Origin of the sequence: Micromonospora sp. LHW51205 (genome assembly GCF_003315815.1) — a bacterium.
Taxonomy (GTDB): Bacteria; Actinomycetota; Actinomycetes; order Mycobacteriales; family Micromonosporaceae; genus Micromonospora; species Micromonospora chalcea.
In genome coordinates, this window is the sequence record NZ_QMEZ01000003.1 from 257,164 (window position 1) to 268,122 (window position 10,959).

10 protein-coding genes are annotated in these 10,959 nt (G+C 75.5%); all 10 read left to right on the top strand.

The features are described 5' to 3' along the window. Window positions 1-7: 7 nt before the first annotated feature. The 10 genes from DQE82_RS13490 to DQE82_RS13540 all read left to right on the top strand — a co-directional run bounded on the left by DQE82_RS13490 (window position 8) and on the right by DQE82_RS13540 (window position 10,949). Window positions 8-1,249, top strand: a complete 1,242-nt coding sequence (locus tag DQE82_RS13490; protein ID WP_064445747.1) for a phage tail sheath subtilisin-like domain-containing protein — start codon at window positions 8-10, stop codon at window positions 1,247-1,249. A gap of 1 nt (window position 1,250) precedes the next feature. After that, the gene (locus DQE82_RS13495) at window positions 1,251-1,733 is read left to right on the top strand and encodes a phage tail protein (protein ID WP_043323571.1); all 483 of its coding nucleotides are present in this window, start codon (window positions 1,251-1,253) and stop codon (window positions 1,731-1,733) included. Window positions 1,734-3,143: 1,410 nt separating this feature from the next. Then, window positions 3,144-3,902, top strand: a complete 759-nt coding sequence (locus DQE82_RS13505) for a hypothetical protein (protein ID WP_113972856.1) — start codon at window positions 3,144-3,146, stop codon at window positions 3,900-3,902. Window positions 3,903-3,951: 49 nt separating this feature from the next. Beyond that, window positions 3,952-5,523: a phage baseplate assembly protein V gene (locus DQE82_RS13510; RefSeq protein WP_113972857.1), complete on the top strand. Its 1,572-nt coding sequence runs from the start codon at window positions 3,952-3,954 to the stop codon at window positions 5,521-5,523. After that, window positions 5,523-5,861, top strand: coding sequence for a hypothetical protein (locus DQE82_RS13515; protein WP_064445743.1), 339 nt, complete (start codon window positions 5,523-5,525; stop codon window positions 5,859-5,861). Before DQE82_RS13510 ends, DQE82_RS13515 begins: the two co-directional genes overlap by 1 nt. Beyond that, the gene (locus DQE82_RS13520; RefSeq protein ID WP_069088533.1) at window positions 5,858-6,298 is read left to right on the top strand and encodes a GPW/gp25 family protein; all 441 of its coding nucleotides are present in this window, start codon (window positions 5,858-5,860) and stop codon (window positions 6,296-6,298) included. The genes DQE82_RS13515 and DQE82_RS13520 overlap by 4 nt, the downstream gene beginning before the upstream one ends. Beyond that, a complete protein-coding gene (locus DQE82_RS13525) occupies window positions 6,295-8,916 on the top strand; it encodes a putative baseplate assembly protein (protein WP_113972858.1) in 2,622 nt (873 codons plus the stop codon). The genes DQE82_RS13520 and DQE82_RS13525 overlap by 4 nt, the downstream gene beginning before the upstream one ends. Then, entirely contained in the window at window positions 8,897-9,559 is a 663-nt protein-coding gene (locus tag DQE82_RS13530; RefSeq protein ID WP_113972859.1) for a phage tail protein, read from the top strand. Before DQE82_RS13525 ends, DQE82_RS13530 begins: the two co-directional genes overlap by 20 nt. Further along, a complete protein-coding gene (locus tag DQE82_RS13535) occupies window positions 9,556-10,476 on the top strand; it encodes a hypothetical protein (protein ID WP_113972860.1) in 921 nt (306 codons plus the stop codon). The genes DQE82_RS13530 and DQE82_RS13535 overlap by 4 nt, the downstream gene beginning before the upstream one ends. After that, a complete protein-coding gene (locus DQE82_RS13540) occupies window positions 10,473-10,949 on the top strand; it encodes a hypothetical protein (protein ID WP_069088529.1) in 477 nt (158 codons plus the stop codon). Before DQE82_RS13535 ends, DQE82_RS13540 begins: the two co-directional genes overlap by 4 nt. Window positions 10,950-10,959 lie beyond the last annotated feature (10 nt).

Genomic DNA, 10,959 nt, shown 5'->3' on the forward strand with positions numbered 1-10,959 from the left:
AGGACCGATGCCCACCTACTTCTCCCCCGGCATCTACGTCGAGGAGGTACCGAGCGGGGCCCGCCCGATCGGACCGGTCGGCATGAGCACCGCCGCGTTCGTCGGGGTCGCGCCCGACCGGGGCGCCCACGTCGGCGAGGCGCTGGCGGTGAACAGCTGGACCGAGTTCCTGCGGCTGTACGCCGACGGCGAGCACCTGGAGAGCACCCCGCTGGCCCGCGCCGTGTTCGGCTTCCTGGACAACGGCGGCACCCGCTGCTGGGTGGTGAACGTCGGCGAGGGCGGCCGCCTCACCGGCACCGGCGGGCGGCGCGGCGGCCTGGAACTGCTGGAGGCGATCGACGAGGTCTCCATAGTGGCCGCGCCCGGCTACCACGACCCGGTCTCGCACGAGGCCCTGATCAGCATGGCCGAGCGGCTGCGCACCATGGTGGCGATCTGCGACCCGCCGCCGGAGGTCACCGACGTCTCCCGGCTCACCCGCGTCGCCACGCCGGGCAAGCCGCCCAAGCCCGCGTCGGCCGGCTCGGCCGACAAACCCGCCGAGGGTACGCCGGGCGACGCCGACGACGAACCGCCCGGCGGCGACCGGCCCCGGCAGTCGGACTACGCCACCTTCTACTTCCCGTGGATCCGGGTCCGTGACCCGCTCAGCGGCGACCTGGTGCTCACCCCGCCGAGCGGGCACGTCGCCGGCATCTGGGCCCGCACCGACGCGCTGCGCGGCGTGCACAAGGCACCCGCCAACGAGCCGGTACGCGGCGCCGTCGACCTCGCGTACCGGGTGACCCGGCCCGAGCACGACGTGCTCAACCCCAAGGGCGTCAACGTGATCCGGTTCTTCGCCGGGGAGGGCATCCGGCTGTGGGGCGCCCGTACGCTCGCCGCCGAGGCCAGCGAGTGGCGCTACCTGAACGTACGGCGGCTGTCCATCTCGATCGAGCAGGCCATCGCGGGCGGCACCCGGTGGATGGTGTTCGAGCCGAACGACTTCACGCTGTGGCGCTCGATCCGCCGCGACATCGGGGCGTTCCTCACCCGGGTGTGGCGCGACGGCGCGCTGCTCGGCCGTACGCCCGAGGAGGCGTTCTTCGTCAAGTGCGACGAGGAGACCAACCCGGCCGACGTCCGCGACGCCGGGATGGTGGTGGCGCACATCGGCATCGCGGTGGTCAAGCCCGCGGAGTTCGTGGTGTTCAAGCTGAGCCAGTGGGCCGGCGGCACCGAGACCGAGACGATCGGAGGCTGACATGCCCACCACCGCGACGCCGCAGCCGGGGGCGCCCGTCGACCCGTACCGCGCCTACCACTTCAAGCTGCTGATCAACGGCATCACCAACGGGCACTTCACCGAGGTCAGCGGCTTCGAGGTGGCGATTCCCGCGCTGTCGTACCGGGAGGCGGGCAACGAGCGCATCCGGGCCGTGCCGGGACAGGTCGAGTACGCCCCGGTCACGCTCCACTTCGGCCTGACCAGCTCGCGTGAGCTGTGGGACTGGGTGAACGCGGCGGCGAAGGGCACCGTCAACCGGCGCAACGTTTCGGTGGTGCTGCTCGACCCGGCCGGCACCGCCGAGGTGCTGCGCTGGAACATGATCAATGCCTGGCCGACCCGGTGGCGGGGCGCGCACCTGAACACCCTGTCGCAGGAGATCGCCATCGAGGCGCTGACCCTGGCGTACGAGGGCCTGGAACTGGAGGCCGGCGGTGCCGCCGCCCCGGCGGGCGCGTGACCGGCTGGCCCGCGCGCTGCGGGTCACTGCGGATCGCCTGTCCGGTCCGGCCCCGGCCGAGGACGCGCCATCCTTGCCCGGCCAGCAGCCCGCCCCCGGTCAGCCGCCCGAGCACTGGCGGCGGCTGGTGGCGGCGCACGCCCCCGGCCTGCTGCGCGACCTTCCGCCGGTTTCCGCTCCTCCCCCGCTCTCCGACGAGCGGCGCCAGAGGGGCCGGTGGCGCTGGATGGCACGTTTGATCAACGGACTCGCCGCTTTCCGCAACAGCCCGCCGAGATCTCGGTACGAAAGGACCCCTATAGGGGCCGTTTCCTACCAAGATCTCCCGGAGCTCCTGGGAAGTGGGACGGGGATCTCGGCAAGCGGGAACTCGGAGCCGGGGCGCGGTGCGCGGTCGCCGGGAGCGACGAGTGCCGGGTGGGAAGTGAGCGGGGCGGCGCCCTCCACGCCGACGCCGGGCGCCCGGTCCCGCTCGGACGGGGCCTCGCGGTCGTGGGACAACGGGGCGTCTGCGGGTGAACCCGCGAACCGGTTCGTGACGGAGCCGATCGGCTTGGCCGGGGCACCGGAGAGGACGAGAGCGGCGCGTATGCCGGACCGGACCGGGTCACCGGGCGCCGTCGGCCCGACCGGTACCGCAAGCACCACGGAAGCCATCGGTGGCGCGCCCCCGGCACGCCGGCCGGTGGTGACCCGCGCCCTCAGGCCGGCCCTCACCGGCACGAGGGGCGCGAGCGGCGACGGCACCGGTCGGCCCACCGACCCGGGCGTGCCCGCTGGCACCGCCGGGCCCGTACACCCCGCCGGCAGCCGGGACACGATCGGATCGCCGGGTCGCGTGGGATCCGGCGAATCGGACCGGCCGTCACCGTCCGAGCGCAGGCCCGGCCCCGACCGGATGGACCCGCTCCGCAACCTCCCACAGGTCGACCGGGGCCGGCCGACGCGCAGGGACGACATCGCCGGAGCGGACGTGCCGTCCGGTCGAGGGGACATGCCCCCGCTCGCCTTCGCGGCTGCGCCACCGTCGTTGCCGCGCGGACCGGCCGCACGCATCAAGGGCGGTCGAACCGGATCAACGAACGGTCGCGACGGGACAAGGGACGGATCCGTCGCCCAGTACCCGGGGCGCGCCGCCGGCCTGCCGTACCCGGGCGGACACGACCCGGCGTCCGGGGAGAGGCAGGGTCGGTGGCCCGCGCGTCCCACGTACAGCAGCCCGTGGCCGGCCCTGCCGGACGGTTCCGACCCGATCCGCACGACGGGCCAGGTGGCGACCGGGATGGCCGAGGGCGGCGGGACGCACGCGGATCCGTGGCCGGCGCTCCCGGCCGAACCGGCCTGGCCTGGCGCGCGGCCCACGCCGTGGAGCGACACGGCCCGGCTGGACCAGGAACAGGCGGGTGACTGATGGAGCGCGTCGCCTTCCTCGTGGACGAGTCCGGCACCCGGGTCGACTGCCTGCTCAACCCGGAGACCGTGCAGGTGACCCGGGTGGCCGGGGTACGCCCGCGCGGCGGACCGGACGGGCCGCTGACCGGCGCCGGGCTGGCCGACGACCCGCTGGTCTTCACCGGCGGCGGGCGTACCGAACTGGTCCTGGACCTGCTCTTCGACGTCGACTTCGTGGAGTCGCCGGCCCGGCCCGAGGACGTCCGCGCGCTGACCCGGCCGCTGTGGATGCTGGCAGAGAACTCGGCGGTCGAGCACGGCTGGCTACGCCCGCCGCTGGTCCGCCTGGTCTGGGGCAAGACCTGGAACGTCCCGGGCGTGATCACCGCGATCGCGGAACGCTTCGACGCGTTCACCCTCACCGGTACGCCCCGGCGCTCCTGGCTGCGGCTGAAGCTGGTCCGCGTCGCCGAGGGCGCGGAGGCGGCGCGCGCCGGGTTCGAGGAGGAACTGGCCGCGGCGAGCACACCCGCTGTCGCGCCCGGGTCCGCGGTGGTCGCCGCCGCCGACGGCGCGGCCGAGCCGGGCTGGTCCGGGGTGCGCTTCGACCTGCTCGCCCACGACGCGCTGGGCTCGCCGCTGCGCTGGCGGCTGCTCGCCGAGCACAACCGGATCACCGACCCGCTCACCGTGCCCGCCGGCACCGCGCTCGCCGTCCCGCCGGTCGGCGCCACCACCGTCGCGCCGGACGCTGTCACCGCGGGAGGCACGCCGTGACCCGCCACGCGGCCAGCCCGGCGCGGCGAGCGGCCGCCGGGGGTGCGCCGTGAGCCGGGCCGCCCTGGTCACAGTCGACGGGCGACCGCTGGCCGATCCGGCCCGGCTGCGCGGCATCCGCGTCGCCGCCCGCCTCGACCGCCCGGCACAGTGCGAGCTGACCCTCGCCGCCGCTCCCGGCGCGGGTCCGCTCGACCCTCCGGTACGCCCCGGCGCCACAGTCGACGTCCGCCTCGACGGGCAGGCGGAGGCGCTGTTCACCGGCGAGGTGACAGCAGTCGAGCGGGAGTACGCCGGTGACGGCGCCGCGCTGGCCCGGATCCGGGCGTACGACCCGCTGCACCGGCTGCGCAAGCGGCAGGAGCTGCGCGTGTTCGAGTCGGTGACCGCCGCCGAGCTGGCCGCCGACCTGTGCGCCGGGCTGGGGTTGAGCGTGGCGGCCGAGGACGACGGGCCGCGCCTGGACCGGCTGCTCCAGCACCGGCACACCGACCTGGATCTGCTGTGCGAGGTGGCCGGTCGCGCCGGGCTGCACCTCGGCGTGGACGGTGACCGGTTGCGGCTGTGCACGCTGGACGGCTACGGGGAGCCGCTGCCGTTGACGCTCGGCGAGACGGTGCACGCGCTGCGGATCACCGAGAACCTGGACCGGGCGGGCGCGGAGTGCGCAGTGCTCGGCTGGCACCCGCAGCGCGCCGAGCCGCTGAGCCAGCGCGCGGACGAGGCGCGCAGCGGGCGGCGCATTCCGCTGCGCCCCGACCCGGGCGACGTGGGCGCGGACGGCGTCCGTACCGCTGTGGACCAGCCGGGCCGCAGCGACGACGAGCTGGCCGCGCTGGCCCAGGCCGGGCTGGACGCCCGGGTGGCGGCGCTGGTCACCGCCGAGGGCACCGCGGAGGGCGACCCGGCGCTGCGGCCGGGCCGGCGGATCGCGCTGGCCGGCGTCCCGGAGCCGCTGGCCGGGGTGTACGTGCTCACCGAGGTGGTGCACACGGTGGACGCCGACGGGCACCTGACCCGGTTCTCCACGGTGCCGCCCGGCCCGCCGCCGTCGGCCGCGCCCCCGGCGGCGACTGTCACGCTCGGCACCGTCACCGACGTCGACGACCCGGACGGGCTGGGCCGGGCCCGGGTGACGCTGCCCGCGTACGGCGATCTGGACGCCGGCTGGCTCGCGGTGCTCTGCCCGGGCGCGGGCCGGGGCAAGGGGATCGTCGCGCTGCCCGACCCGGACGACACCGTGCTGGTGGCGCTGCCCGGCGGCGAACCGGCCTCGGGCGTGGTGCTCGGTTCGCTGTTCGGCGCGGTCGAGCCGTACGACACCGGGATCGTGTCCGGCCGCTCGCGCCGCTGGTCGATGCGGACCGGCACCGGGCAGTCCATCGTGATCGACGACGACGGGCGGACGCTGCGGCTGGCCACCGACGCGGGCAGCTTCGTCGAGCTGCGCCCCGAGCTGACCACCGTGCACGCCGCCGGTGACCTGGTGCTCTCCGCGCCCGGCCGGGCCGTCGTGGTACGCGGCCGCACCGTCGACTTCCTGCACGCCCCGGCGGCCGAGGACGCCGAGACCGCCGCCGCGCAGGCCCGTACGCTCGCCCGTTCCGCCGGAGGTGGCTGATGCGCTGGATCCACCGCGACTCGCTGATCACCTGCGGACACGACGGGCGGGTGAGCAACCGCCCGTCCCAGCAGTGGGTGACGGTCCAGGCCGTGCCGGTGCTGATCCGCCCCGACCCGGAGGGGCGCGACATCACCGCCTGCCCCAACTACGGCCCGACGATCAAACCGTGCCTGCACACGCTGACCGTGACAGTGGGTTACAGCACGTGGGTGCGGGTGGACCGGCAGCCGGTGGTGCTGTCGCACCTGGACGGCCTGACCGACGGCACCCCGCCGGGCACCGTGCACCACCAGGTCCGCGACGTGCGGCAGAGCTTCCTGGGGGCGGACGCATGAGGGCCTTCCGCTTCGTCGGCGCCGGCTTCGACGCCGGCCGCGCCGGTGGTCTCGCGCTCACCGCCGCAGGCTCGCTCGCCATGACCGACGGCGACGAGACGGTACGCCAGGCGCTGTACCTGCTGCTGTCCACCACGCCCGGGGAGCGGCTGATGCGTCCCGGGTACGGGTCGCGGCTGCACCGGCTCGTCTTCGCGCCCAACGACGACACCACCGCCGGGCTGGCGATCCACTACGTGCGGCAGGCGATCCGGCGCTGGGAGCCCCGGGTCGAGGTGCTCGATGTGGACGCCGGCCCCGACCCGGACGACCCGTGGCGCCTGGTGATCCGGCTGGACTACCGGGTGCGGGCCAGCCTCTCCCCCGGCCACCTGGTGTTCTCCGTCGACCTGCTGCCCGCCGACGAGGAAACCGCAGACGAGGAGGGCACGTCATGACGCTGCCGGTGCCGCACCTGGACGACCGCGCCTTCCTCGACCTGGTCACCGAGGCGCGGGAACGCATCGCCCGGTCCTGCCCGGACTGGACCGACCTGTCCGCGCACGACCCGGGCATGGCGCTGGTGGAGGCGTTCGCGTACCTGACCGAGGTGATGATCTACCGGCTGAACCAGTTGCCGGAGAAGGCGTACGTGGCGTTCCTGAACCTGCTCGGCGTCACCCGGCATCCACCGGCGGCGGCCTGGGCGGACGTGCGCCTGACCCGTACCGGCCCGGACCGCGGCCCGGTGCGGGTGCCGGCCGGCACCCGGGTCGCCGCGGCCCGCGGCGCGGACCCCCGGCCGGTCGTCTTCGTGACCACCGAACCGGCGGTGCTGCCCGCCGGGGAGACCACGACGACGGTACGCGTGCACCACTGCGAGCCGGTCGAGGCGGAACTGCTGGGCACCGGCACCGGGCAGCCCGGTCAGGTGTTGCGGGCGGCCCGTGCGCCGCTGACCCGTACCACCGAGGCGCTTGATCTGCTGCTCGGCGTGGAGGTGCCGGCCGGTTCGGTGGAGCTGGGCGCGGCCGCCCGCGAGCACGAGGGGCGCACGTACGAGATCTGGCGGCCGGTGGACAGCTTCGCCGGTGTCGGCCCGCAGGCGAAGGTCTACCTGGTGGACCGGGCCTCCGGGGTGGTCACGTTCGCCCCGGCGCTGGACCTGCGCCCGGACGGTGGCGCCCCGGCCGTCGAGGGGGCGGCCGGGGCGACCACTGTGGCGGCGGTGCCGCCGGACGGACGGCAGGTGCGGCTCTGGTACCGCTGCGGCGGCGGACCGGCCGGGAACGTCGCGGCGGGCGTGCTGACCAGCCTGCGCGACCCGCTGCCGGGGGTGAGGGTGGACAACCCGGAGCCGGCCACCGGTGGGCGGGAACTGGAGTCGCTGGAGTCGGTGCTGGCGCGCGGGCCGTACGAGTTCTTCGCCCAGCAGCGCGCGGTGACCGCCCGGGACTTCGAGATCCTGGCCACCGGCTCCGGGGCGGTGGCGCGGGCGCGGGCGTTCACCCGGGCCGCCGTCTACAGCTTCGCCCGGCCCGGCGAGGTCGAGGTGGTGCTGGTGCCGTACGTGCCGGAGGCGGCCCGTCCCGGCGGCCGGCTGCCGGTGGCGGTGCTGCGCGAGCACGAGGTGGAGGAGGCCCGCCGCCGGGTCGAGGCCGACCTGGAACGCCGCCGTGCCCTGGGTACGGCGGTGCGGGCGGGCTGGGCCCGGTACAAGGCGGTGTCGATCAGGGCCCGGGTGGTGGTGCGCCGCGAGGAGGACGTGGACGCAGTGCGCCGCCGCATCCACGACCGGCTGCACCAGACGCTCAGCCCGCTGCCGACGCCGCTGAACCCGGCCGGCTGGGCGTTCGGCGAGCCGCTGCGCGCCTCCAACGTGTACCGGATGCTGGAGCACGCCGAGCCGGGTGTGCGCTACGTCGAGTCGGTGCGGTTCGTGGTCGACGAGGCGCCGGACGCGCAGGTACGGACCGTGGCGGTGGACCAGTACCAGGCCGACACCTGGTACGCCGGCGGCGGCCCGGTGCTGTTCCGCTCCACCAACGCCGGGGCGGGCTGGGAACCGGCCGGCCGGTTCGACGACGAGACAGTGGTGCGGGTGGTGCCCGCGCCCGCCCCGGTACGCCCCGGCGTGGTCCCCCGGGCCGGTTCGGTGGCGGTGGTGACCACCCGCGACGCCGGAGGTTCCCGAGTCCGGCTGAGCACCGACCTGGGCGAGACGTGGACGCTGCTGACCGACCTCGACTCCGGCGTACGCGATCTGGCCTGGATCGACCGGGACGGCACCGGCGCGCTGCTGCTGGCCACCGACGCGGGCCTGTACGAGGTGCCGCTGCTACCCGGCGCGGTGCCGCTGCAGATCCTGGTCGACCCGGCCGACGCGGACCGGGGCTTCTACGCGGTGCGCGCGTTCGTCTCCGAGCGCGGCGCACCAGGGGTGGCGGTGGCCGCGCAGGCCGGATTCGGCGTCTACCTGTCCACATCCGCCGGACGGCCCGGCACGTTCGCCCACGTCGGCCTCGCCAACGTCGACAACCGGATCCTCGCCGTCCAGTACGACGGCCCGGCCACGCTGCTGTGGTGCGGCGCGGGCGAGCCGGACCCGAAGAAGCCCGGCCAGGGCTGCCACCGCACCCGGCTGTTCGAGTCGGACGTGAAGTGGCAGTCGATGGCATCAGGCTGGATCGGCGGCACCTGCCGTGACCTGGCGTTCAGCGGCCCGCTCGCGCTGGCCGCGACGCAGAGCGGCGGCGTGGTCCGCCTGGACACGCTCGCCGGGCAGCCGCAGTGGTCGCCCGTGATGGTCAACTGCGGCCTGCCGCTGCGGGACCGCACCCGGTTCGTCCCGGTCGACGCCATCGCCGCCACCGCGCCCACCGGCACCTCCGGCGCCGGGCGGCTGGTGCTCGCCGGCGGCGAGCGCGGCGTGTTCCGCAGCGGCGACGGCGAGGACTGGACGGCGAGCGCCAACCAGGCCACCGCCGACGTGGTCACCGTCCCCGGCACCTGGCTGCTCTGCTCCGGCGAGCACGACATCGAGGTGGTGCGGCAGGATGCGCCGAGCGGCGATTGAGCGGCTGCTGCCGGCCGCGTACCAGCGGGCCGCCGGCCCGGGCAGCGTGCTGGGCGCGCTGCTGGACGTGATGGAGGCGCTGCACGCCCCGGACGAGGCGGTGCTCGCCGACGTCGACGCGCTGTTCGGGCCGTACCGGACGCCGGACGGGTTCGTGGCGTACCTGACCCGCTGGGTGGCGATGGACCACGTGGTCGCCGCGCCCCGCGCCGACGCGCCGCTGCCGTTGCCGGCGGGCCGGCTGCGGGACCTGGTGGCGCACGGCGCGCTGCTGGCCCGGTGGCGCGGCACCCCGTACGGCATGCGGACCGCGCTGGAGCTGGCCACCGGCGTGACCGGGTTCGTGCTGGACGAACCGCCGGACCGGCCGTTCCACCTGGTGGTGCGGGTCCCACCGGCCGCCGCCGACCGGCTCGCGCTGGTCACCCGCATCGTCGAGGCGGAGAAACCGGCGGCGGTCACCGTCGAGGTCGTCACCGGGGACCCGCCCGACCCGCCCTCCGACCCGACGCCGCCCGACCCGGACCCGCCGCCCACGCCCGAGCCGGACGTCGCCGAGCCCGCCGCCGGGGTGGCGACGGTGCGCGCGGTCGGCCGGGCGCACGTACCCCTGCCCCACGATCCGCCCGAGGAGCCGTCATGACCACCGAATGGACAGTCGTCGCCGCCGCCGAACAGTTCACCCTGGACGCCCGCAACAGCGGTGAGCTGACGTTCACCGTGTCGAACCCGGGCACCGCGCCGGACACCGTCGTCTTCGACGTCGCGCCCGGCGAGGGCAGCCAGCGGGCCTGGTTCACCGTGGCCGAGCCGCAGCGGGTGGTGCCCGGGCAGGGCTCGGTGTCGTTCCTGGTACGCCTGGCCGTGCCGCCCGGCACGCCGCCCCGGCGCTACGACATGACCGGGTTCGCGTACTCGGCGAACACCGCGCCGGAGGAGAGTTCCCGCTCCAGCGGCCGGGTCACGTACGACGTACGGGCCGTCGTACCCCCGAAGCGCACGCCGTGGCCGTGGATCGCGGCCGCCGCGGCGCTGGTGCTGGTCGTGGCCGGGGTGGTGGCCTGGCTGGTGACCCGCGGACCGGACACCCCCGCGCCGCCGCAGGCCGACGCGGTGACCGTGGAGGCGGAGACGCTGGTCTCCGGCGCGACGGTGCAGTCCACCACCGGCGCGAAGGCGGACGTGGTGGCGCAAAAGAACTGCTGCGACGTGGTGTGGTCCGGCGACGCCCAGCTGTTCTTCCTGGGCCGGGGCGTCGGCGACCGGGTCACCGTGCAGGTAGACCTGCCGTCCGACGGCACCTGGCGGTTCTCCACCGTGCGGACCACGTCGTTCGACTACGCGAACACGATCTGGCTGGTCGACGGCCGGCAGGTCGGCGACACGTTCTTCGGGTTCACCCCGACGGTGGTCCGCACCGACGAGGTGGACGTGGGGACCCTGGAGCTGACCCGCGGCCCGCACAAGCTGACGCTCGTGGCGGTGAGCAAGACGCAGGGCACCGACAGGTACTTCGCCGGGGTGGACGAGATCCGCTTCACGCCCGTCGTCCGGCCATGACCACCAGGCAGAAGGTGCTGCTGGTGGCGGTGGCAGTGCTGCTGGTGGCGCTGTACGTGGTGGCGGTGGCCGGACGCCGCGACGACAGGGGCGACCCGGCGGCCGGGCCGGGCGCGCTGGCCCGGCTGGGACGCGGGTCCGGGACGGTCGACCCGGCGACGGTGGCGGTGAGCTGCCTGCCGCCGGCCGCGGAACCGGCCACCACCGCCGACGGGGTGACGCTCACCTTCGGCACGGTGTGCCGGCTGCGGGTGGCCGACCCGGGCGCGCTGCGCACGCTGGTGCTGCGCGGCACGACACCGTTCGAGGTGACAGCCCGCGCGCCGGGCGACGCGGACGTGACGGTCACCGACGAGGTCGCGCCCGACGCGGACGGCCCGGCGGTGGCGAAGGTGGCTGTTGACCGGGAGACCGAGGTGCTCCTGCGGTGTCCGGGAGGTGGCGGATGTTCGGTCACGCTGGCCCGGTCCTGACCGGGACGGA

Bases quoted from the DNA above. Each gene is read 5' to 3' on its own strand.
- DQE82_RS13495 (WP_043323571.1), top strand. From the start codon at position 1,251: ATGCCCACCACCGCGACGCCGCAGCCGGGGGCGCCCGTCGACCCGTAC.
- DQE82_RS13515 (WP_064445743.1), top strand. From the start codon at position 5,523: ATGCGCTGGATCCACCGCGACTCGCTGATCACCTGCGGACACGACGGG.
- DQE82_RS13505 (WP_113972856.1), top strand. From the start codon at position 3,144: ATGGAGCGCGTCGCCTTCCTCGTGGACGAGTCCGGCACCCGGGTCGAC.
- DQE82_RS13525 (WP_113972858.1), top strand. From the start codon at position 6,295: ATGACGCTGCCGGTGCCGCACCTGGACGACCGCGCCTTCCTCGACCTG.
- DQE82_RS13540 (WP_069088529.1), top strand. From the start codon at position 10,473: ATGACCACCAGGCAGAAGGTGCTGCTGGTGGCGGTGGCAGTGCTGCTG.
- DQE82_RS13490 (WP_064445747.1), top strand. From the start codon at position 8: ATGCCCACCTACTTCTCCCCCGGCATCTACGTCGAGGAGGTACCGAGC.
- DQE82_RS13530 (WP_113972859.1), top strand. From the start codon at position 8,897: ATGCGCCGAGCGGCGATTGAGCGGCTGCTGCCGGCCGCGTACCAGCGG.
- DQE82_RS13520 (WP_069088533.1), top strand. From the start codon at position 5,858: ATGAGGGCCTTCCGCTTCGTCGGCGCCGGCTTCGACGCCGGCCGCGCC.
- DQE82_RS13535 (WP_113972860.1), top strand. From the start codon at position 9,556: ATGACCACCGAATGGACAGTCGTCGCCGCCGCCGAACAGTTCACCCTG.